Raw genomic sequence first — 24,089 nt, 5'->3', positions numbered from 1 at the left:
CGATGAATAAGATATTATATTATATATTGTATATCTGGATGTATTTGCATGCGCTGTTACCATTCAGAGCATTATATATTTTATCTGATTTCCTCTATTTTCTAGTATATAAGGTTATTCGTTATAGATTGAAAGTCGTACGCATCAATCTTAAAAATAGCTTTCCCGAGAAAACGGATAAAGAGTTGCACGTTATCGAGAAAGAATTTTACCATCATTTTTGCGATTACTTTGTAGAAACACTAAAACTATTACATATCTCCGATGAAGAGATGCAAAAGCGAATGGTTTTTGAGAATATGGATATCGTAAAAGATTTGATGAAGGATGGAAATTCTGCCTTAATGTTCTTAGGGCATTATGGTAATTGGGAATGGGTTCCGTCAATCACGATGTCGTTTCGCAATAAAGAGGATCAAAATAAGCTTTTAGGACAGATCTATAGACCTTTGAAAAATAAAGCTGCCGATGATTTGTTTCTCAAGATACGTAGCCGGTTTGGTTCGTTCGGGATAGCTAAGAATGAAACCTTGCGTGTTATTGTAAAGCTAAGAAAGGCAAAACAGCAAATCTTAATAGGCTTCATGGCTGATCAGACGCCGTCTTTTCATAACATACATTATTGGTCAACTTTTATGAATCAAGAATCTGCTGTTTTTACAGGAGTTGAGCGTATTGCAAAACAAACCGGATTTGCTGTCGTTTACCTTGATATGGAAAAGGTGAAAAGAGGACATTATAAAGGAACGGTAAAATTGATTTCGGATAAGCCCCAGGATGCCCCCGAATTCTATATAACAGAAACTTATATACGAGAGATGGAAAAAACCATTCTGCGTAATCCTGCTTATTGGCTATGGACTCACAAGCGATGGAAAATGACTCGGAAGGAAGTTGAATTAGCACAACATAAATGAAAAAAATAGCTATTGTTATTCTTAACTGGAACGGGAAAAAATTACTAGAAGAGTTTCTTCCTACGGTTGTACGGTATTCATCTTTTCCTGATGTTGAAATTGTTGTGGCTGATAATGGTTCCACAGATGATTCTTTATCTTTCTTAGAGACATCATATCCTCAAATATCATTGATAAGACTGCCTGAAAACTATGGTTTTGCAGGAGGATATAATGTTGCATTGAAAGAAGTCGCTGCCGAATATTTTGTTATTCTCAATTCTGATGTTGAAGTAACCGAAAACTGGTTAAAGACGACTATATCCTATCTGGATGAAAATACAGATGTTGCTGCCGTTCAGCCTAAGATATTGGCTCAACGAAACAAAGCTAGTTTTGAATATGCAGGAGCTGTGGGTGGATTCTTAGACAAGTATGGTTATCCATTTTGCAGGGGGCGTATTTTTCAGAAAATAGAAGAGGATCATCGTCAGTATGATACGCCGATAGATATCTTATGGGCTACGGGAGCTTGTCTTATTATACGTTCTGCAGACTTCTTTGAGGTAGGAGGGTTCGACTCATCCTTTTTTGCACACATGGAAGAAATTGATCTCTGTTGGAGGTTGAACTCAAGAGGCAGGCGTATTGTTTGCTTACCTTCTTCCGTTGTGTATCATGTGGGAGCCGCTACGTTGAAAAAGGAAAATCCCAGAAAAACATTTCTCAATTTCAGGAATAACCTTATAATGCTTTATAAAAATCTGCCTCAGGATAACTTAAAGAAAGTGATGACTATACGGCTGATATTGGATTATATCGCGGCGTTCCAATTTGCTGTCACAGGAAAGTATGCTAACGCAAAAGAAGTTGTTAGAGCCCATAAAGACTTTTATAATAACAGGAAGATGTATCGGTCTGCAAGAAACGAAAACCTTGAAAAAATGATTGTTGAATACCCTGCAACTATCTACCCGAGAAGTATTCTTGCTGCTTATTATCTGAGAGGAATAAAGTTATTCTCAAATTTGAAGTTTGGACGTTAAGCTCTTCAACTGCAATTAAGTTTGATATTTCTTATCTGAATTTTCTTTTTTCTTGTATATTTGGACTGTATTTATACTGCGTAACCCAATGAGAAAGATTGTATTTTCTTTTGTCTTGCTATTATTGGTTTCTGTGGCTCTCAAGTCACAGGAAAAGCAAGATACGTATATAGATATGGCAGTTATCTATCATGGGGATACGATTGCTATTATGAACCTCAAGCCGGTTTATATATATGCTCCAATAAAATTTAAAAATAACAAGCAAAGACAGGAATACTCAAAACTTGTAAGGGATGTCCGCATAGCGTACCCTTATGCAAAGATGATTACAGCTGCTATTGTTGAAACTTATGAATATATGCAATCCTTGCCCAATGATAAAGCAAGAGATAAGTATATGAACGATGTGCAGAAATATATGATGGAGGAATACAAACCCAAGATGAAGAAAATGACTAAGAATCAGGGTAAGGTGTTAGTGAAGCTTATCGATCGTCAATGTAATACCTCGTCATATAATATTGTAAAAGCTTTGGTTGGTAGCTTCAAAGCCGGTGTATATAATGCTTTTGCCGGATTGTTTGGCAATAGCCTGAAAACAGAATATGATCCTGAAGGTAGAGATGCCGAAATAGAAGCTATCGTTACTCAGTTGGAACAAGGTACATTAGATTATTATTATTCCATCAATTATCATGGATATAAATAATTGAGAACAATTAGATTACATAAATAAAACAGCGACAAACCTTCTTAGATTTGTCGCTGTTTTGTATATGGGAATAGCTATCGTCTTATAGCTTATTAATTAGGCTTTTAGGAACATAGAATGTGTCGTTCTTGTCTATGTATACAGTCACTGTACTTAACGAGATTGGCTGATTGTTTAGATAAACTACCGACTTGAACGCAGGTATAGTCAACGTCATATTTCCCTTCTTCACTTTTAATACAGGGAAATCAGTAGACTTATCTATGCTATACTCTAATCCTTTGAAGACTTCTGTGTGTTTAGCAAACACTTCTTCTGTCATATCTTTCAAAGATGTTTTGAGCCCTATAGCGTCAGATAGATATTGGTTTATTTCTACATTCGTATTCATACCTATAGGCAGATCACCATCAGGATGATAAGCTGCGAGAAATACTTCTTCCCCGGTATGTCCTCCCGTTGTGAAACCGAAATATGTATGTTGATTCATTATATTGATAATACTCGAACCCATATTCACGCTGTTGCTTACTTTCATATAGTCAGCTTCTTGGTAGTTCTTAGAGCTGAGAAGTAAGTTTAATTCATCGTCGTTCAGGTCTATATTCGTATATTCTTTAAATATGCTTTTGAAGTCTTCCGGTTTCGATTTTAATAAGATACGCTCCAAACCTTCTCCTGTTTTTTTGTATTGCGATACATTTTTGAATAGTTGATCGATGGTTGCTTTGTCATAGCTTTTCAGGTCTCTACGACCAATTGTGAATCCGCTATTTCCATGATCGGGAAGAACTATTACAGTTGTTTCTCCATTCTTGCGGGCAAAATCCATAACAGTAGCAACTGCTTTGTCGAATGCTAAATATTCTGTAATACAGCCTACAGCATCGTTTCCGTGAGCAGACCAGTCTACTTTACTGCCTTCTACCATGAGGAAAAAGCCGTTTTCGTTCTGAGAAAGCCTGTCTAGCGCTTTTTTAGTCATTTCATTCAGTGACGGAACTAGAGTAGAGTCTCTGTCGATGTCGTAAGGTAGCTCTCTTTCTCCGAATAATGCCCAAACTTTATCTTTTCCATTAAAGTTCCGGAAAGCTTTTAAATCATCCTGAATAAGTCTGGTTCCCGTGTTCTTGAAATGTTGTTTAATGTCGTCAGTAAGTATAGAATTACCACCACCAAACATGACATCTAAGTTTTGATATGCCATTTGTGATGCGATATATTCATATTTGCCTCTGGCATAATAGTGTGCAGAGCAGTCTGCGGGTGTTGCATGTGGGAATTCCACCGTAACAACCAATCCCGTAGCTTTGTTTTGTTGATGTTTAGCAGCTTCCAGTATTGTAGCTAATGGTTGGTAAGCTTTTGCCGGATCTACAGGTACTAAGTCATTTTGAGGATCGGCAACAGGATAGATCGATACATTACCCGTCTGTTGAGGCATACCGGTCATATAACAAGAGGTTGTAGGAGCCGAGTCTCCAATGGGAGCATTTGATGAAAATGTTTTTACAGTACCGCATAGATAAGGGTCGATAGCTAAATTGTTGCTTCCAAGCTTGTTGTAAATCTGATACCAACGTGCGGCAGAAACTACACCGATAGATGTTCCGTCAGGTATCATCACAATCACATTTTTGGTAGGTCTGACATGCTTGCGGTACTGCTGTTGGGCATATATCGCGGTCGAAAAAATCAGCAGAAGCAATAAGACCGTACTTGTTTTTCTCATGTTGGGAATATTTTGAATGATTAATAAATTGAAAAAGTATACCAAAGTTACAAAATATGTTTGCATCGCAAAGACGCTGGATAATAATTTAAAGCCATTTCAAACCTTTTCTAGATAACACAAAAAAGAGTTTGTTTTTTAATGGCTATAATTCATTTAAGTCACGCTTTTTACCGTGCATGGGTGTTACTTTTTTGTGGTTTTGTATGTTGTTGTAGATCATATGTTTAGATATTTAATGTTGTTAAAAAGTAACAAAAGTAACAGTCGTTGTGCTCTTTTTTTAATGTCACTTTTACTTCTTTCAGATCACTATAATGTCTTATATAAGATAAATCTGCAATATAAGATTACAAACAATTATTTGTTGATAAATGTGACTACTCGGAGTCGTTCCTTTCGTCGATTTCTTTTTACAAAGGAAATAAATACGCTCTAAAAATATTGATGTATCTTTGTTTCTTAACTGAAATTTAATTTTTAGTTCTTAGTTTTGTTTTTTAATGATAAATAAAGATAGATGGAGAATAGGAAGCCTCTGATACTGATTACGAATGACGATGGTTATCAGGCTAAAGGTATAGAAGCATTGATAGATAGCGTAAAAGATTTAGGAGATATTATAGTTGTAGCACCCGATGGACCTCGTTCGGGAATGTCGAGTGCAATAACATCATTACAGCCATTACGGGTATATTTGATAAGTCAAAGCCAGAATGTCAAAGTCTATGCGACAACAGGTACTCCTGTGGACTGTGTAAAGTTAGGCATAAGTGAATTGGCTGAACGCAGACCTGATATTGTTCTTTCGGGTGTAAATCATGGTTCGAATGCAGCGGTAGCTGTCCTTTATTCGGGAACAATGGGAGCAGCAATAGAAGGAGCGGTATTTAAAATACCATCTATTGGTTTTTCGTTGCTTGATCATAGTCACAATGCTGATTTTACTTACTCAAAAAAATATATTCACTCTATTACCAAGCAAGTATTGGAAGATGGGCTGCCTAGTGGAACATGTTTGAATGTAAATATTCCGAAAGGAGACGATATAAAAGGAATCCGTGTTTGTCGTCAGACATCCGGACAGTGGGTGAATGAATTTATGCAGTCGAAAGATGGCGCTGATAAAGATATATATTGGTTGACAGGAAACTTTGAAAATGATGAGCCTAGTGATGAAATGACGGATGAATGGGCTTTGGCTAACAGGTATGTTTCAGTTGTGCCGGTGAAGGTGGATATGACAAATTATGATCTTATTGCCTCAATAAAGTCTTGGGAAGCCATTCTTTAATACTCTATCGATAAAATCACAACACAATGAAATATTTTTTGGTGGCAGGAGAAGCTTCGGGAGATTTACATGGGTCTAACTTGATGGCAGCACTCAAAGCGCAGGATGCAGAAGCTGAATTTTGTTTTCTGGGGGGCGATCTCATGTTGGCTCAGGGAGGACGACTCGTAAAACATTATCGCGAAATGGCTTTTATGGGATTTATTCCTGTACTTCTCAATCTGAGGACTATTCTTCGTAATATGAAGATGTGTCAAAAGGAGATTATGGCGTTTAATCCCGATGTGTTGATATTGATCGATTATCCCGGATTTAATCTGAAAGTTGCCAAATATATTAAAACGCATACCAACATTCCTGTATATTATTATATCTCCCCAAAAGTATGGGCTTGGAAAGAATATAGGGTGAAATCGTTTAAAAAATATGTTGACGAAATGCTTTCTATCCTTCCTTTTGAAGTCAATTTCTATAAGAAGCATAATTATCGTATCAATTATGTGGGGAATCCTGTGGTAGATGCTGTAGCCAATTTTAGAGAAGAGAATAAGGATGACATTAAAGGTAAGTTTATAGCGGAAAACAACTTAGATAATAAACCTATTATAGCTTTACTTGCCGGTAGCCGCCAACAAGAGATAAAAGATAATCTGCCCGCTATGCTCGAGGCAATTGAAGGCTTTAAAGATTATCAAGCTGTGATAGCCGGAGCACCCGGTATAGATCCTGATTATTACAAAGAATATATAGGTCGTAATTCTTGTAAAATTGTATTTGGTCAAACTTACAGACTTTTGCAGTATGCTGATGTGGCATTGGTGACATCCGGCACGGCTACATTAGAAACTGCTTTATTCAAAGTTCCGCAAGTTGTCTGTTACAAAACGCCTATTCCTCATGTGGTTTATTGGGCATTCAAGAATATACTTCATACAAAATATATTTCGTTAGTAAATCTGATAGCCGATAGGGTAGTGGTACAAGAGCTTTTTGCCAAATTATTCTCTGTAGATACAATTAGGGAGGAAGTTAATAAGCTTTTGAATGACAAAACCTATCGTGAAACGATGTTAGCCGACTATGATGAAGTTATAAGAATATTGGGTGAGTCTGGTGCGTCGCAAAGAGCTGCAGATATTATTATACAAAAACTAAAGAGAGGAAAATAATTCCTCTCTTTCGCTTTCTAATTTTTTATAAAGTTTATTATAACTTTTCCTATTTCTTTGTTTAGCGGAATACTTTTGTTGCTGTATGTTGGCGTTTGTTCTGCCATGTCGCTACTTTTGCAGTCTTTCAATACATGGTTCATATTCTCTATAACAACCTTTTTTGCTTTAGGATTTGCTACAGATAGTAGGTTTGCCTGTTCTGTAGGTACTTGTATGTCTGTTTTTCCTTGTATAATTAAAGTTGGAATCGTAAGTTTTGCTATCTCTTTCTGAGGATTGTATTTCATTACTGATATCATATATGGTTGTACGCTTGGGCGAAATAGTGCATTGAGCGTTGGAGGTACATTTGAGATGGTTTCACCTTGTTTCAATTTATCTAAATAAGAAAATATCAGATCTTTTGTAGCTTGGGGCTGTCCCGCCAATTGCTTTTCTAATTGTTCTTTGAGTATCACATCAAAAGGTACACCCATCCCTGCTATAGAAATGTATTTTGTAACTTTTGGGTTATTTTCTGCGGCAATCATCCCAATCAACGAACCTTCGCTATGCCCTATAATTATTATGTCAGAAAACCGCTTGTCGTTCGACAATAAATCTATCCACCTTTTTACATCTTCAATATAATTCTCAAATCGGATATCCGATTCATCTTTCATTGCAGACTTGCTCGCTGCTATACCTCTTTTGTCGAAGCAGAGCGTAGCTATTCCACTGTAGAATAATTCATCAGACAACATTTTATATGCATCGTTTTGAGTAAGTTGACTATTTCCATTGCGGTCTGTTGGTCCCGAACCTGCTATAATAATTGCTATTGGTACAGGAGTTTTACTATTCGGAACTTTTAATGAGCCAAATATATCGCCTGTTTCCGTTTTTAATACAATAGGCTCTTCACTTACGATTAATTGTGCTGATATATTTAGGGATAAGAGTAATAATAAAATAAATGATAGTTTTTTACGATTCATAGTGGTCTGTTTTTAGTGTAAATAAGGTATGGTGATAAAAATAAGTACTTTAACTAATATTTCGGATATGATAAGAGCTGCTGTAAAAGAGATTCCTCCAATAACTCCTTTTATATTACCCGAAACGGAATAGGCATTGTATTTAAGAACAATGGACCAAGCTAATATTACAACAGACAGTAGAGAGGCTATTACTAATATTCCAATATTATCTTTCAGTATAGAAAATATTTCATTTGTATTTACTGCATTTATGTTTCCAAAATCTAAATGAACAGCGGGTATTAAGCCTACTAGCCCAAACAAGATATGGGGTGCTTGTGATAAAGACATTGTGCCTGCAATATCAATAATACGGACAGAAGATTTGGATACAATGCGGGCCGCAATATAGAAAATCACTGTCATAGAAATGAGGGTGATGATCTGATAAACTATGTGGACTGCATAGTATTGAGGTTGATTTGGTGGCGCATATTGCATCCCGATCACTCCATTGAAATGAGTATTTCCCAGATACCCCAAAACCGATAGTAATAACATTACAATTAGCCCTAGTATAAGAACTTTTGTACCGGCAATGTATTGAAATGGTTTGAATAACCAGCTTGCCACAGAAAATTTACTTTTCATATTCTTTCAGTTTATCAATTATATCGTCTAATAAATTTCTCACGGTAGGGTAACTCAATTTTAAATCTTTAGCCATCTCTTTTAAACTTCCACTATTTTTTACAAATTTTAGAATAAAGTCTTGATCTTCTACAGACAGACGGGCTAATATCGGGAGTGCATAGAGACCGTGTACCTCTGTAGCACAGTTTTCACAAACAAGGCTTTTGACTTTTAATTGTGTTTTACAACTTGGACAATTACATGGTAACATATTTACTGTATTTTTTTACAAACATAATATTTTATTTAATAATATTAAATATGTATTTAATAAAATTATTTTTATTTTAATTTTATGTTCGCTGTATTGTTTTTAGAGTTTCTAAATAAGAGTTTTAATAATGATAAAAGAATTGCGAAACTCATTATATTTGTGAAGAAAAGATGAAGAAATGAAGAACAATATAAAAATTAATTTTATACTACCATTCAAGCCTCGTCGTCCGGCAGGTGGATTTCGGGTTATGTACGAATATGCAAATCGATTGGCTTACATGGGGTATCAAGTTCATCTAACATTTCCTATCAAAACAAAGTATATGAAGTACCGTTTTCCATACTTCGTACGCTGTATTTTATCTAAAATTGAACGATTTGATAGAAATAAATGGTTCGAGTTTGATCCGGATATTACGATGTCTTATGTAAAAGAAGTAAAGGACAAATATGTGGTTGATGCTGATATTGTTATTGCTACTTGGTGGTCTACTGTATTGGATATGGGAACACTATCTCCAGAAAAAGGTAAAAAAATCAACCTTATACAAGGCTATGAAAATTGGGAAGGACATGAAGATTTACTCTATTCTTCTTATAACTTGAAAGATACGATTAATATCGTTGTTGCTTCTTATTTAAAAAAAATAGTAGCAAAGCATACCAATAATAGAGTAGAATTGATTGAAAATGGAGTTGACAACAATGTATATTACATTAAGGAAAGAATAGAGAATAGAGAGATTGCAACCGTTGCTATGATGTATTCTGTTCAAGAAATAAAAGGTTCTAAATATGGGTTAGAAGCACTACATCTTGTAAAAGAGCAGATTCCCGAGCTTAAAGTTGATTTATTCGGCATTTATCCCTCACCTGAAGATTTGCCCGACTGGATTCATTATCATAGAGATCCGGATGATTTGTGTGCAATCTATAATCGTAACTCTATATTTATATCCAATAGCTTTACTGAGGGGTTTGGCCTGGTATCTGTAGAGTCTATGTTTTGTGGATGTGCTCTTATATGCACCAATATAGAAGGGCATAAAGAATATGCGGTTGAAGGAGAAACGGCATTGTTGGTAGAACCTGGTGATGCGAAAAATATGGCTGATAAAATTTGCTATTTGATTAAGGATAATGAATATCGTATAGACTTGGCTAAAAGAGGACATGAATATGTGCTTCGTTTTAGTTGGGATAATGCTATAGGAAAAATGGAAACCATTATTAGAGGTATGTTAGACTAAAGTTTTAATAGTGAGTGATTAAAGTGAATAAAAGTTGTTTTTCTCATGGTTTGAGTCTTAAATCCTTTATCATGATCGTGGATATTGATATTGTTAAAGTTGTGTGAATAAAGGTTAATTTGATAAGGCTTTTAAACGATTTGTTTTCTTTTTTGTGAATTTTTACAGCATTTTTTGGATTAATACCCAAATTCTTAAATCCTAGATACCATAACACTTTCAAGATTTTTTTTAGTCTTATTTCTTATTTTTTTTAGGCTTTTTCCTTTTTGTTTATTTAATGTTGATTCTATTTCTTAAAAAAGTTATTATTTTTTCTTTAGTCAAAAAAGATAAAAAATAAATTATCTTTGGCAGGAAATCTCTTTTATAAAACATTATTTATTTTAACACAATGAAATCAAAAAGGAGTTTGCTCAGAATTCTTCACTCATTAATAGTTTTTTTCTTAGTCGTTTTTTTAGCTTCATGTTCGGGTTATAAACAGTTGCCTTATTTAAAGAACGCAGAAACAGTTTCCCCTGAAATTCTATCAAGCGTGGCTGCTATTCATGAAGCGAAAATTATGCCTAATGATATAATTACCATTACTGTCAATTCTAATATACCAGGTGCTGCAACAGATTTCAACCTACCAATGGTACCTACTAATTTAACCTCTCCAATACAGACAACGGTAGTATATGCAAATACAACCGGTAGTTTACAAAACTATTTAGTAGATAAAGATGGGAAAATAAATTTTCCAATATTAGGAGAATTAAGTATAGGAGGGATGACGTCTAAGGAGGCTCAAAATTACATTGTATCGTTAATTTATCCACGGTATATAGCTGAAAAACCGGTTGTAAATGTTCGGTTCGTAAATTTTGGAGTATCTGTTCTTGGCGAAGTTGCCCGCCCCGGAGTATATACTACACCCAATGGTCAAATGACAATTTTAGATGCTTTGGCTGCAGCCGGAGATATGACAATATATGGACGTAGAGATAATGTGTTGTTGCTCAGAATACAAGAGAATGGAGAGATTGCGATGCATCGAATTGATATGCAAGATAAGAACTTAGTGCTTAATAAAGATCTCTTTTATTTACAACAAAATGACAAGTTATATGTTGAAACTAATAAAGCAAAAGGAAATAATTCTCGATTTGGAACCTTTGAATCGATTAGTTTATCCGCATTATCAATCGTAATCTCAGTAATTGCTATCATAACCCGCTAAATTAAATGGAAACCAATAAAAACTGGAAAGATACAAGTGCTTCAACTTCTGTAACTGATATCATATTTGATTATTTACGCTACTGGAAATGGTTTATTCTATCAGTAGCTGTGTTTTTGATTATTGGAGTCACAATCATTCTTGTTACTCAAAAGCAGTATAAATCTTCACTTTCTATATTGCTGAACGAGGATAAAGGAACAAGTAAAGGAAATGCAGCTGCAGAGTTTGATTTAGAGGCTCTCGGTTTGCTTTCTACAACAAACAATATAGAAAACGAAGTTGCAATTTTATCTTCTCCCGATTTGATGCGTTCTGTTGTAGATACACTGAATTTGCAAACTGTATATTATATTACGCAGAGACTTAGAAAGGTTGAATTATACAATCAAACGCCTTTTCATGTCACTTTAGAACCTGTAGATAAAAAAGGAATAGGAAATATTCAATTCTATATACAGAAAAATGGAACGGGATATGAAATTAGCGGGACATATGAAGATTTATTTGCTTCAGAGGAGAAAAAAATAAATGAAAAATATGAGTCTCTTCCGAACGAAATAAAGTTAGACGATGCCGCTATCAAAATTGAATTGACAGGTAAAAATGTAATAGAACATGAAAAATACTATGTTCAGATTAATGATATATACTCTACTGTTTCTGCTCTAAATGGCGCATTATCAGTTTCGCCAACAAGTAAAACGTCTTCTGTTCTTAATATAGGATTGATTGGTAATAATACTGCCAAGGGTGCTGCTATTCTTAGAGAACTTGTGAAGCAGTATAATGAAATGAACGTAAACATAAAGAATGAGATAGCATACAATACTGCAATCTTTATTAATGATAGATTGAAAGAAATATCTGTAGAACTAGGAGATGCAGAAGAGAATGTTGTTGATTTTAAACAAAAGAATCAAATAACAGATCTGAGTACAGAAGCACAGCTGTTTGTACAACAAACAGGTGAAAATGAACAAAAGTTATTGGAGGTAGAAACCCAACTCAATGTGATATCTTTAATAGAGCGTTTTGTGCAAAATCCTGCAAATAAATTTTCAGTGATACCTAACATTGGAATTGCTGATCTCGGTTTGGCTCAAATAATAAATGATTATAACAATAAACTACTTGTTTCAGAAGTTCAGTTAAAAGGGCTGGGTGAAGAAAACCCTACACGTATAAGACTAAATGATGATATAAATAATATGCGTAGCAGCATATCCAACTCTCTAAAAAATGTCAAGCAGACATATAATATATCGAAACAAGATTTATTGAAGCAATCATCATCTACAAAATCCAGAGTATTGTCAGTCCCTCAACAGGAAAGAGGACTCATTGAAAAAGTAAGGGAGCAACGGATTAAAGAGAATTTGTTTTTATTCCTAATGCAAAAACGAGAAGAGACTAATTTATCTATTGCTTCAACCGCGAATAAGGCACGTATAATCGTTTCACCACTCGAAGATATTCATCCAATAGCCCCTAAGTCCAATATCATTGTTCTTTCGGTATTAATACTTGGTTTTTTATGTCCGATTGTAATTATATATTTAATCAACCTATTCAAAGTTCAGATAAGAAGTAGAAGTGAACTTGAAAGATTATCGGAAGTACCTATTATCGGACAGATAGGGAAAAATGAGGTTAAGGATCAGGTTGTAATCAGGTCAAATCAAAGTTCCGGTATAGCTGAAATGTTCCGGTCATTAAGAAATAATTTAAATTTTATACTTAAGCATAAGTCAAATCAGACAATATTAGTGACCTCTACTGCTTCCGGTGAAGGAAAAACTTTTATAAGCGTCAACTTGTCGATGAGCTTTGCTCTATCGGGTAAAAAAGTTTTAATCGTCGGTGGGGACATAAGGAATCCGAAGCTCAGAAATTATGTTCAAGTATCAAGAAACAAAGGTTTGAGTGATTATCTAGTTAGTGATGATTCTTGGCGAAACTATGTTAATGATTCGGGGCTAAATGATAACTTGAAAGTGATGGTAGCCGGAACTATTCCACCTAATCCGAATGAGTTATTAATGGAACCACGCTTAAAAGAATTTATGCTCGAAGCAAGAGAAGAGTTTGATTTTGTAATATTTGATACTGCTCCGGTAGGATTAGTCTCGGATACATATCTAATTGATGAGTATGTGGATGTTACATTGTATATTGTTAGAGAAAATGTAACACCTAGAGCTGCTGTAGACTTCATGAATATGCAAAAAGGTGAAGGTAAATTAATAAATATGTATCTGGTGCTCAATGATTCATATTTAGATAGTAGTTACAGATATGGATATGGAAAAGAATATGGATATGATTCAAAATCAAAAACTCGATAATTCAAGAATTCTTATTACCGGAGGAGCCGGCTTTATAGGTTCTAACCTTTGCGAAGAGTTATTAAAGTACAATTGTGAGGTTATCTGTTTTGATAATTTTTCTACAGGTAAAATGGAAAATATACTTCCATTCTTTGATAAAAAAAACTTTCGGTTAATAGTAGGAGACATTCGCAATTATGATGATTGTTTAAATGCTATAAAAGGCGTTGATTACGTTCTTCATGAAGCGGCTTTAGGCTCTGTTCCCCGTTCTATAAAAGATCCGATAACAAGTAACGAAGTGAATGTGTCGGGCTTCTTGAATATGCTGTTCGCTGCAAAAGAAGTTGGCGTTAAGCGGTTTATTTATGCTGCAAGTTCTTCTACTTACGGAGATTCTGTCTCGTTGCCCAAAGTAGAAGACGTTATTGGCAAACCCTTATCTCCATACGCAATAACTAAGTATGTTAATGAGCTTTATGCTGATGTGTTTTCACGTACATACGGAATTGAATGTATTGGGCTAAGATATTTTAATGTATTTGGAAAGCGTCAAGATCCCAATGGAGCATATGCTGCTGTTATACCGTTATTCGTTAAGAAGTTAATCAATCACGAATCGCCTGTAATTAATGGTGACGGTGAGTATTCAAGGGATTTCACTTATGTAAAGAATGTAATACAGATGAACTTGCTGGCTCTGACTACATCTAATCCTTCAGCATTAAATACAATATATAATACAGCTTTTGGAGAAAGAACAACTCTAAATCAATTGGTAGAATATCTAAAAGAATATCTGAGTGAGTATGATCCTCAGATTGCAATGGTGGATATTATACATGGCCCAAATAGAGTTGGAGATATCCCGCATTCATTAGCAAGTATAGATAAAGCAAAAGCTTTGTTAGATTACAATCCGAAATATAGTATGAAAGAAGGATTGAAAGAGGCTGTAGAATGGTATTGGAGTAATTTAAAATAACACAAATGAACAAAATTAAGATCGCAATTATTGGCCTAGGGTATGTAGGCTTACCTCTAGCTCGGCTTTTTGCCACCAAATATCCGGTAGTCGGTTTTGATATTAATAAGGCACGTATAAAGGAATTAATGTCTGGTGTTGATCATACCTTAGAGGTAGATGCTGATATTTTACAGTCTGTTTTGAAAAACGAAAATAGTGACAATATTGGCTTGTTTTGTTCTTGTAACTTAGAGGATATTAGTGACTGTAATTATTATATAGTAACTGTTCCAACACCTGTAGATAAAAACAATAGGCCCGATTTGACCCCTTTATATAAAGCGAGTGAAACAGTTGGGAAGGTAATCAATAAAGGAGATATCGTTATATATGAGTCAACAGTTTACCCCGGAGCTACAGAAGAAGATTGTATTCCTGTTGTAGAAAAGATTTCAGGTCTGAAATATAATGTTGATTTTTTTGCCGGTTACTCTCCTGAAAGAATAAATCCGGGAGATAAAGAACATACTGTCGAAAAAATTAAGAAAGTAACATCCGGTTCTACACCTGACGTCGGAGAAAAAGTGAATGCCCTTTATTCCTCAGTTATTAAAGCAGGAACGCATTTGGCTCCAACTATAAAAGTGGCAGAAGCAGCAAAAGTTATTGAAAACTCGCAACGGGATATAAATATTGCATTTGTAAATGAATTAAAGAAAATATTCGATAGAATGAATATTGACACCAATGCTGTATTACAAGCTGCCGGAACGAAATGGAATTTCCTTCCATTTAAGCCCGGGCTGGTTGGAGGGCACTGCATCGGTGTAGACCCATATTATTTGGCTCAAAAAGCACAGGAATATGGTTATCACTCCGAAATAATACTTGCCGGTCGCCGCCTGAATGACAGTATGGGCGAGTACGTTGCTAGTGAGGTTGTCAAGAAGATGATTAAACAAGGTATACAAATAAAGGGGTCTAATATACTAGTTCTAGGAATTACATTTAAAGAAAACTGTCCCGATGTTCGTAATACAAAGGTTGTCGATGTAATTCGCGAACTAAAAGAATATGGTACAAATATAACAATTTATGACCCTTGGGCTAATCCGGAAGAAGTGGAGCATGAATATGGATTGGATATAAAATGTAACCTACCTCAAGGAAAGTTTGATGCAATAGTATTGGCTGTAAATCATAAGGAATTTGATACAGTTAATATTAGATCTTTATTAAAGAGCAATGGAATAGTATCAGGATTAAATAGTGGTATAAACTATATATGAAAAATAGAAAAGTTCGTGTAGCAATTCATTATAATGAATCAATTTTTAAGCATAGTACCTCATGGCATTTTGCTTGGATAAATTATTGCGAAGCAAATAATATTGATTATAGCATTGTAGACTGTTATAAGTATGATATTCTTGAAACTCTTAAAAATTACGATTGTCTGGTATGGCATTTTAGTCATTATTCATTGCAAGATATGCTTTTTGCTAGAAGTATCTTAATGAGTGCCGAAAATATGGGTTTGAAAGTATTCCCGGATATTCCTACTTCTTGGCATTTTGATGATAAAATAGCAGAAACATATTTGTTGGAATCGATTCAAGCATCTACACCTAAAGCTTATATGTTTTATACATTAAAAGATTTTGTAACATGGCTTGATAATGACTCTAAATTTCCAATAGTAGCAAAGTTAAGATGTGGTTCCGGCTCTAATAATGTTAAGCTCTTAAATAGTAGAAGTGATGCATATAATTATGGAAAAAAGATATTCGGAAAAGGACTAGTGTCAACACCTAGTATCTTATACAAGGGGAGCTCACAACTTAAATCAGCAAAAAGTTGGGCAACTATCAAATCCAGAATAAAAAGGATACCGGACTTCATCGAATCTTTTTCAAAGGCGAGACGACTGCCACGGCAACAAGGGTATGTATATTTACAAGAATTTATTCCCAATGCAGGCTTTGATTTAAAAATTGTTGTTATCGGCGATAAATTAAGTTTTATTGCTAGAAATATTCGAGAAGGAGAATTTCGTGCATCAGGAAGTGGCTCGTTTTATTTTGATAGATCTTTGGTAACAAAAGATATAATTGATTCTGCTTTTAGTGTTTCTGATAGATTGAGATTCCAATGTATGGGGTATGATTATGTTATTGATGATAGAGATAATATAGGGAAGATTATAGAAATGAGTTATGGCTTTTCACATACAACATTATTACAGGCTGGGGGCTATTGGGATAGAAGTGGAGAATGGCATGATGAGCCACTGAATGCACCCGAAGAAATATTGAAGCATCTAATTGAAGTTGAGTAATATGAAAATAGCTTTTTTAGGGGATATCGCTTTCGTCGGAAGATTTGATTTACAACAAAACTCACATGTATATGAGAATTTGAAAGATATTGCTGAATTTTTAAATACATTTGATTACGTAGTTGCGAACCTAGAGTCTCCTATTACTGATATTTCTGCCGCAGACTCTTATAAGGCGATTCATCTCAAGACTTCCTCCCTAAGCGTAGATTTATTAAACTATCTAAATATAAAAATTGTCAACCTTTCAAACAATCATATTTTTGATTATGGTGTTGCAGGCTTCGAAGAAACAATCTGCTTGCTAGATAAAAATAAAATAGAATATTTTGGTATAGACGATAAAGAACTTATTCTTGAATTTGAAAATAATAAGATCGCTTTTAATGGGTACTGTTGCTATTCAGCAAATGGAATTCGTTATAAAGAAGAAAGTAAGTCGCCATATATAACTCCAATAAATATTGAGAGTGTTGAAGATCGATTAAAAGCAAATCAGGAAAACGGATATTTAAGTGTTTTAAGTTTCCATTGGGGAATTGAAAATGTCAATTATCCTGCATATGAACATATTCAATTTGCAAGGAGCTTAGCAGAAAAGCATAAATTCATATTATATGGACACCATCCGCACGTAGCTCAAGGTGTAGAAAAGATTAATGATTCAATAATTTCATATAGTTTAGGAAATTTTGTTTTTGATGAAGTCTTGTCTACAAGCATAAAAGGCTTAAAAAATAAAATGGATGATAATAATCGAACTTCGTTTATACTATCTCTAGAGATAAATGATAATAAAATAGAAGATCTTAGCCTTATCCATATTTTTGAGGAGGACGGAAGAATATCCATAAAGGGTAACCCTCTATTTGAAACATATTGCGAGACTCTTTATCTATCCAAAGACGAGTATCAAAACTTAAGAAAAGAAAAGCTTGGAGAATACCTGCTAAATAATAATATAAAACACGATTTTAGTTGGTTTATCAAACGATTAAACAGAAATTTTATAGAGGCATATTTGAGAGGGAGGCGTAATGCATCTATTTATAATAAGATGTTTAATAAATATAAATGAATCAGATGGATAAAAAAGGAGAAATAGTATATATAGGTAATTTTTTATATCCGGATGGTAATGCAGCAGCACATCGTGTTGTATCTAATGGGCGCTTATTTAGGTTACTTGGTTATAAGACTACTTTTATTGGATTAGATAAAAATACAAAGAATACCGACAGCCTAAAAAAGACGCGAATCATTTATGATGACTTTGAAGGTTATAGCATTCCCTATCCCAATGGAATAAAAGGATGGTTATCTTATAAAACACAATTTAGGAAAGTTAAATGTTTTTTGGAGCAAGTTGACAATCTTAAAATTGTTGTGATGTATGGTGCTCCCACCATCTCTCTTTTTTGTGCATTGTTAAGACGATGGTGTAAAGAAAATGATATAATATTACTTACCGATGCTGTTGATTGGTTGTCGGCATCAGTGGGTAGTATCCCTTACAGAATTATAAAATATATAGATACTGTATATCAGAAGGCATATATAAATTCTCATGTAGACGGAGTTATATGTGTAAGCAAATATCTGAATAACTATTATTCTCAGAAAGGATGTAAAACAGTGATCATTCCACCTCTGACAGATTGTAACAGATTCGAAAGGTGTGATAATACTCAACCCAAGGCTTCATTAGTATATGTTGGTATGCCATTCGCTTTGAATGGGAAGAAAGTATCGCCTAAAGATTTTAAAGACAGACTCGATAAAGTAATAGAATGTCTATACGAACTATCAGAAGTAGGTTCTGATTTTGAGTTTAATATATATGGATTGACTAGAGAACAATATTTATCAGTAATGAGTAGCCACCGTCAACTGCTTGATAAACTAGAAGGTAAAATAGCATTTAATGGCTCTGTTTCTCACGATCTGGCTATGAAGAAAATAGCAGAAGCTGATTTCAGTATTTTTTTTAGAGATATAAATAAAGGAACTACAGCTGGTTTCCCAACTAAATTTTCGGAAAGTATTAGCTGTGGAACTCCCGTTATTACAACCAACACAAGTGATATAAAGGATTATCTATTAGAAGGAGAAAATGGCTATTTTGTCGACATAGATGATACGCAAAAGATGATACAGAAGATGAGTTATATTTTAACTCTATCAAAAGAGCATATTAATAACATGAAAGATAATGCTTTTAACTCCAAGTTATTTGATTATAGAAATTATAAAAATATTATCGAGGACTTTTTAAATAATAAATCTTGATTTATTTACCTAATATTTGTTTTGTATTATAATATATTTTAGATAAAAAATGACAATTATGCTTTTTGTAGATATTGTTTGGCTAATATTTTTTATATTTATTTCAGGTGTATTTGTAATCGAATACTCAAAAAAGCATGGATTAAATTTATCTATATCTATTAGTATATATATAATACATTTTATAATGACTGTGTTTTATTGGCAATTTTCGATTATAAATAATATTGACTCAGTCGTTTATTATAATATGGCATTAACTGAGAAGAATATTTTAAATACTTTAGGTATCGGTACGAAATTTATTGTATCAATAACTCTTCCACTAGTCCAATATCTTGGTTTCAATTATTTTAATTGTTTTGCTTTTTTCTCATTTTGTGGTCTTATTGGTTTTTTTAAATTGTATAAATTATTAGATATTTTAGATAGAGATAATAAAATCCGACTGTTCAAAATAAGGATAATCTATATAATATTACTTTTACCTCAATTTCATTTTTGGACATGTGCGTTAGGAAAAGACTCTTTGAGCTTTTTAGCCACAATTTTGATTATTGAGTCTGTACTTAAAAATAATAAATTTGTATATTCTGTTCAATTTATATTATCGGTTGCCCTTTTATTTTTGGTAAGACCATATCTTTTTATCTTCCTTATTCTAGCATTTGTAATATCTAGAATTATCTATGGAAAAACTCATGTTTTATACAAAATTTTATTCTCTTTTCTTATTATAGGATTATTTCTATTTTTTAAGGAGTCTTTATTGTCATATTTTAATATAGAAGATTTTAGCCAAAAGTCAGTGGATTCAACTATTAATTTTTATAGTGAATATTCTCAAGATAGAAGCGGATCTTTTATTGATCCAGCATCTACAAATTTTTTCATGTTAGTTTTTTCCTATTTATATAGACCTTTCTTCTATGATGCTAAAGGAGCATTGCAGTTATTTTCTTCAATAGAAAATTTATTCCTATTAGTCATTTTTATAAAATTCTTTTCATTAAATTTTATAAAATATATTTTTAAGGACTCTATATTATTATTTCTTATGACATATTTCTTTATAAACTTAATTATTAAGTCTCTTACATTATATAATTTAGGTTTAGCCAGTCGACAAAAATATATAATAATACCAGTCTTCTTTATAGCTTTCTATTATTTTAAGGAGATGTATAATCGTCGACAATTGTTTTTAGAAAGTATAGATAGATGACTAATAATTTAGAAAGAGTATTGATAAAATTGTACTATTGGTATTAATTTGGATAATGAATATAACAAAACAAAAAACGGTTACGGCGGGCTTTCTAGTGTTGATTTTTTCTATTCTAGGAAAAATAGTTTCTTTTGTTAGGGAGATTAGCTTTTCTGCTGTATTTGGTACAACAAACTTGACAGATGCCTATTTTTCAGCCAATGTAATTCCCAGCATTTTAAATATTCCTATCACTATAAGCGCATTAATGTTCTTTATTCCCTTATACAACGATCGTAGAGTGAATAATGGATATAATGCAGCTAATGTGTTTTCTTCTAACGTGTTAAATGTTTTTACGTTAATAACGATTTGCTTGACTATTTTTGTTCAGATATTTGCTCCTTTATTGATTCGACTTGTTGCACCTGGATTCGACGAAGAAACTTTTAAGTATTCAGTAGAATTGCTACGTCTCCTTTGTTTGTCATTTCCTATAACTCTTGTAACATCAGTATTTATTAATATTTCAAACGCAAACCAAAAACATTTCTCACCTCAATTATTGGTTGTCATAAATAGCAGTATAACAATTTTAGCTATACTTTTTTTGGCTCCTAAATATGGAATATATGTAGTCCCCATTTCCGGTTTAGTAGCATGGTTCTTTCAACTATTTCTTCAGCACTTTTTTATTAAGGATATGTTTACATATAAATTCATAATCAATTTTAAAGATCCTTATCTTCGGAAAATAATAATATTGGCTATTCCTGTTATTATAGCTTCATTTGCTGAGCAAATAAATTTGATGGTTACGAATATATTATGTTCTCAATTAGGGGAAGGTAGTATTTCTATTATAAACTATGCATTACGTATCTTAAATCTGGTAAATGGTACAATTACAATAGCAATCCTAACTGTTATGTATCCTGTATTCTCATTATTAATGGCTCAAAAGGATTATTCAAAATTTTCTCAATCATTTAATTCATCCATAAAGATTTGCTTATTAACAGTTACTCCGCTTGCAGTATTATGTCTAATTGGTGGATTTGAAATTATTAAAACAATATATTATAGAGGGAACATGATGTTGGATGCTGTTACAGATATTTCGGTGGTATTCATTTTTTATTCTATAGGGATTATATTTATTGCACTTAGAGAAATATACGTTCGTATATTCTATACCTTGAACAATTCAATACTGCCAATGTATATTAGTTTAGGATGTTCTACATTGAATATATTACTAAACATACTACTAATAAAAAAAATGGGGATAAGCGGAGTTGCGTTAGGAGCGTCGATTTCTAATATATTGTACTTTGTATTAGTGCGATCCTTTTTAGTACGAAAGTTTTCATTTGTAAGTTATTCGATTGAAAAGAAGTTTTATAAAGAATTATGCCTAGCTCTTCTAGCTTCCATTATAATTTGGTATTTATATAAATACTTTTTCTATATCGATAATATTGCTTATTTCTTTATTGCTTCATGCTTAACCCTAGGTATGTATGTCTTAATCCTATATTTATTAAAAAACAGAGAGATGATATTTCTAATATCGGGAATAAAGGATAAGGTAAATATGTATATAAACCGTAAATAATAGAGATATGAATTATTTTAGAGATAAAACACTCCTTATAACAGGAGGTACTGGATCCTTTGGAAATGCTGTATTAAAAAGATTTCTAGATTCAGATATAAAAGAGATTCGCATTTTCTCTCGTGATGAAAAGAAACAGGATGATATGCGTCATGCGTTACGTAATTCGAAAGTTAAATTTTATATAGGTAGTGTTCGAGACAAACGTAGTGTAGATAACGCTATGCGTGGGGTGGATTATATATTTCATGCAGCAGCATTAAAACAGGTTCCTTCATGCGAATTTTTTCCAATTGAAGCTGTAAATACAAATGTACTAGGTACACAGAATGTGCTGGATTCGGCAGTTGAGTTTGGCGTAAAAAATGTAGTGGTTTTATCTACTGATAAAGCAGCCTATCCGATCAATGCTATGGGAATAAGTAAAGCAATGATGGAAAAAGTTGCTGTAGCAAAAGCGCGTACACTGGAAGGAACAAGTACTATAATTTCGTGCACCCGTTATGGAAACGTAATGGCTAGTAGAGGATCTGTTATTCCTTTGTTTATTGAGCAGATTAAGGAGGGTAATGATTTAACGTTGACTGACCCTAATATGACACGTTTTATGATGACTTTAGATGATGCTGTAGACCTGGTTCTTTATGCATTTGAACATGGTCAAAACGGAGATTTGTTTGTTCAAAAAGCTCCTGCTGCCACAATTGGTATATTAGCCCAAGCTATTATTGAATTAGCCGGATCGAACTCTAAAATAAAAGTTATAGGAACGCGTCATGGTGAGAAGCTCTATGAGACGTTGGTTACGCGTGAAGAGATGGCCAAATCTGAAGATATGGGGAATTATTTTAGAATTCCTGCCGATAACAGAGATTTGAACTATGATAAGTATTTTGTGGAAGGACAACAGAAAATATCATCTATCGAAGATTATCATTCTCACAATACGAATAGACTTGATATTGAAGGAATGAAAAAGCTTTTACAGAAGTTGGATATAATTAATGAAATTACAAAAAAATGAAGATACTAGTTACCGGATCGAGAGGTTTTGTTGGTAAGAATCTTGTATCCGAACTCCGCAACAGAAACTACACCGAAATATTTGAATTCGATATTGATACAGATCAAAGTCTTTTGGATAAATATGCAAGAGAGACCGAGTTTGTGTTTCATCTGGCAGGAGTGAATAGACCTGAAAATTCTGAAGAATTTATGGCTGGAAATTTCGGCTTTACATCACTACTGCTCGATTCTTTGAAAAAGAATAATAACAAAGCTCCGATTCTGATTACATCTTCTATACAGGCACTATTAGACAATCCTTATGGAAAGAGTAAGAAAGCAGGTGAAGATTTGATTTTTAATTACAGTTTGCAAAACCAAGTTCCTGTTTATGTATATCGTCTACCCAATGTTTTCGGAAAATGGTGCAGACCAAATTATAATAGTGCTGTAGCTACCTTTTGCAATAACATAGCAAATGATTTGCCTATCCAAGTAAATGACCCAAGTGTAGAAATGTCTTTGGTTTATATTGATGATGTTATTAAATCATTTATAGATAAATTGAGTGATAGTGACAAGAAGAAAAATATTGCTGAAAAAATAGAGCAAGTAGATACTGTTCATTCTATAAAATTAGGAGATATTGTTGATTTACTTTATCAATTTAAGGAGAATCGTCAGACTTTACAGGTTCCTAATCTAAATGATCCGTTTGAGAAAAAGTTGTATTCTACATATTTAAGCTATCTTCCAAAAGACAAATTTAGCTACCCATTGAAAATGAATATTGATGATAGAGGGTCTTTTACTGAGTTCTTGAAATCGAATGACAGAGGACAAGTCTCTATAAACATATCCAAGCCGGGTATTGTAAAAGGAAATCATTGGCATCATACTAAAAATGAAAAATTTTTGGTTGTTAGTGGGAGGGGAGTTATACGTTTTCGTAAGATAGACTCTGATGAAGTGATAGAATATTTTGTGTCAGGTGACAAATTGGAAGTGTTGGATATTCCGGTCGGATATACACATAATATTGAAAATTTGGGTGACTCGGACATGGTTACAGTGATGTGGGTGAATGAAATTTTTGATAGCGAACATCCGGATACTTTTTTCTTGAAAGTTTAATTT

21 protein-coding genes are annotated in these 24,089 nt (G+C 33.4%); 17 read left to right on the top strand and 4 right to left on the bottom strand.

Annotated elements, in window-relative coordinates:
• Window positions 1–2 precede the first annotated feature (2 nt).
• The 3 genes from BGO84_RS01440 (at window position 3) to BGO84_RS01430 (ending at window position 2,654) form a co-directional block, all read left to right on the top strand.
• A complete protein-coding gene (locus tag BGO84_RS01440; RefSeq protein WP_291027000.1) occupies window positions 3–917 on the top strand; it encodes a lysophospholipid acyltransferase family protein in 915 nt (304 codons plus the stop codon).
• Window positions 914–1,942 (top strand): glycosyltransferase family 2 protein, encoded by a 1,029-nt coding sequence (locus tag BGO84_RS01435; protein WP_291026997.1) that lies wholly within the window; start codon window positions 914–916, stop codon window positions 1,940–1,942. The genes BGO84_RS01440 and BGO84_RS01435 overlap by 4 nt, the downstream gene beginning before the upstream one ends.
• An 88-nt stretch (window positions 1,943–2,030) precedes the next feature.
• Window positions 2,031–2,654, top strand: a complete 624-nt coding sequence (locus tag BGO84_RS01430; protein WP_291026994.1) for a DUF4294 domain-containing protein — start codon at window positions 2,031–2,033, stop codon at window positions 2,652–2,654.
• A gap of 85 nt (window positions 2,655–2,739) precedes the next feature.
• Here the strand turns inward: BGO84_RS01430 and BGO84_RS01425 are convergent, their stop codons facing one another.
• Window positions 2,740–4,389: an alkaline phosphatase gene (locus BGO84_RS01425; RefSeq protein WP_135104375.1), complete on the bottom strand. Its 1,650-nt coding sequence runs from the start codon at window positions 4,387–4,389 to the stop codon at window positions 2,740–2,742.
• A gap of 520 nt (window positions 4,390–4,909) precedes the next feature.
• Here BGO84_RS01425 and surE point away from each other — a divergent pair.
• Window positions 4,910–5,683 carry a 5'/3'-nucleotidase SurE gene (surE, locus tag BGO84_RS01420; RefSeq protein WP_291026991.1) on the top strand — a complete coding sequence of 258 codons (774 nt, stop codon included), beginning with the start codon at window positions 4,910–4,912 and terminating at the stop codon, window positions 5,681–5,683.
• Window positions 5,684–5,709: 26 nt separating this feature from the next.
• On the top strand, window positions 5,710–6,852 hold the full coding sequence (lpxB, locus tag BGO84_RS01415; RefSeq protein WP_291026988.1) for a lipid-A-disaccharide synthase: 1,143 nt from the start codon (window positions 5,710–5,712) through the stop codon (window positions 6,850–6,852).
• Window positions 6,853–6,869: 17 nt separating this feature from the next.
• On the opposite strand, the gene BGO84_RS01410 is transcribed toward lpxB, so the two are convergent.
• The 3 genes from BGO84_RS01410 to BGO84_RS01400 are packed head-to-tail and all read right to left on the bottom strand — an operon-like array spanning window position 6,870 to window position 8,718.
• Window positions 6,870–7,832 carry an alpha/beta fold hydrolase gene (locus tag BGO84_RS01410; protein WP_291026985.1) on the bottom strand — a complete coding sequence of 321 codons (963 nt, stop codon included), beginning with the start codon at window positions 7,830–7,832 and terminating at the stop codon, window positions 6,870–6,872.
• 12 nt (window positions 7,833–7,844) lie between these two features.
• Window positions 7,845–8,465 (bottom strand): hypothetical protein, encoded by a 621-nt coding sequence (locus BGO84_RS01405; protein WP_291026982.1) that lies wholly within the window; start codon window positions 8,463–8,465, stop codon window positions 7,845–7,847.
• A complete protein-coding gene (locus BGO84_RS01400) occupies window positions 8,455–8,718 on the bottom strand; it encodes a DUF2089 family protein (RefSeq protein ID WP_135104380.1) in 264 nt (87 codons plus the stop codon). Before BGO84_RS01400 ends, BGO84_RS01405 begins: the two co-directional genes overlap by 11 nt.
• Before the next feature lie 181 nt (window positions 8,719–8,899).
• Here BGO84_RS01400 and BGO84_RS01395 point away from each other — a divergent pair, with 181 nt between their 5' ends.
• The 12 genes from BGO84_RS01395 to BGO84_RS01340 all read left to right on the top strand — a co-directional run bounded on the left by BGO84_RS01395 (window position 8,900) and on the right by BGO84_RS01340 (window position 24,086).
• A complete protein-coding gene (locus BGO84_RS01395; protein ID WP_291026979.1) occupies window positions 8,900–9,973 on the top strand; it encodes a glycosyltransferase family 4 protein in 1,074 nt (357 codons plus the stop codon).
• Between the two features lie 394 nt (window positions 9,974–10,367).
• On the top strand, window positions 10,368–11,198 hold the full coding sequence (locus BGO84_RS01390; RefSeq protein ID WP_298940134.1) for a polysaccharide biosynthesis/export family protein: 831 nt from the start codon (window positions 10,368–10,370) through the stop codon (window positions 11,196–11,198).
• Between the two features lie 5 nt (window positions 11,199–11,203).
• Window positions 11,204–13,546, top strand: a complete 2,343-nt coding sequence (locus tag BGO84_RS01385) for a tyrosine-protein kinase family protein (protein ID WP_291026973.1) — start codon at window positions 11,204–11,206, stop codon at window positions 13,544–13,546.
• Window positions 13,503–14,513 (top strand): SDR family oxidoreductase, encoded by a 1,011-nt coding sequence (locus BGO84_RS01380; protein WP_291026970.1) that lies wholly within the window; start codon window positions 13,503–13,505, stop codon window positions 14,511–14,513. Before BGO84_RS01385 ends, BGO84_RS01380 begins: the two co-directional genes overlap by 44 nt.
• A 5-nt stretch (window positions 14,514–14,518) precedes the next feature.
• A complete protein-coding gene (locus BGO84_RS01375) occupies window positions 14,519–15,784 on the top strand; it encodes a nucleotide sugar dehydrogenase (RefSeq protein WP_291026967.1) in 1,266 nt (421 codons plus the stop codon).
• Window positions 15,781–16,833 carry a hypothetical protein gene (locus tag BGO84_RS01370; RefSeq protein ID WP_291026964.1) on the top strand — a complete coding sequence of 351 codons (1,053 nt, stop codon included), beginning with the start codon at window positions 15,781–15,783 and terminating at the stop codon, window positions 16,831–16,833. Before BGO84_RS01375 ends, BGO84_RS01370 begins: the two co-directional genes overlap by 4 nt.
• 1 nt (window position 16,834) lies before the next feature.
• Window positions 16,835–17,911 (top strand): CapA family protein, encoded by a 1,077-nt coding sequence (locus tag BGO84_RS01365; protein ID WP_291026961.1) that lies wholly within the window; start codon window positions 16,835–16,837, stop codon window positions 17,909–17,911.
• Window positions 17,912–17,916: 5 nt separating this feature from the next.
• Window positions 17,917–19,122: a glycosyltransferase gene (locus BGO84_RS01360; protein ID WP_291026958.1), complete on the top strand. Its 1,206-nt coding sequence runs from the start codon at window positions 17,917–17,919 to the stop codon at window positions 19,120–19,122.
• Between the two features lie 58 nt (window positions 19,123–19,180).
• The gene (locus BGO84_RS01355) at window positions 19,181–20,347 is read left to right on the top strand and encodes a hypothetical protein (RefSeq protein ID WP_291026955.1); all 1,167 of its coding nucleotides are present in this window, start codon (window positions 19,181–19,183) and stop codon (window positions 20,345–20,347) included.
• Window positions 20,348–20,402: 55 nt separating this feature from the next.
• Window positions 20,403–21,947 carry a murein biosynthesis integral membrane protein MurJ gene (murJ, locus tag BGO84_RS01350; protein WP_291026952.1) on the top strand — a complete coding sequence of 515 codons (1,545 nt, stop codon included), beginning with the start codon at window positions 20,403–20,405 and terminating at the stop codon, window positions 21,945–21,947.
• A gap of 7 nt (window positions 21,948–21,954) precedes the next feature.
• Window positions 21,955–22,971, top strand: a complete 1,017-nt coding sequence (locus BGO84_RS01345; protein WP_291026950.1) for a nucleoside-diphosphate sugar epimerase/dehydratase — start codon at window positions 21,955–21,957, stop codon at window positions 22,969–22,971.
• A complete protein-coding gene (locus tag BGO84_RS01340; RefSeq protein ID WP_291026948.1) occupies window positions 22,968–24,086 on the top strand; it encodes a capsular polysaccharide biosynthesis protein CapF in 1,119 nt (372 codons plus the stop codon). Before BGO84_RS01345 ends, BGO84_RS01340 begins: the two co-directional genes overlap by 4 nt.
• The last annotated feature ends 3 nt before the right edge of the window (window positions 24,087–24,089 follow it).

The sequence above is a fragment of the Dysgonomonas sp. 37-18 genome (assembly GCF_001899125.1).
Taxonomy (GTDB): domain Bacteria; phylum Bacteroidota; class Bacteroidia; order Bacteroidales; family Dysgonomonadaceae; genus Dysgonomonas.
This window is presented reverse-complemented; position numbering and strand designations above follow the sequence as displayed.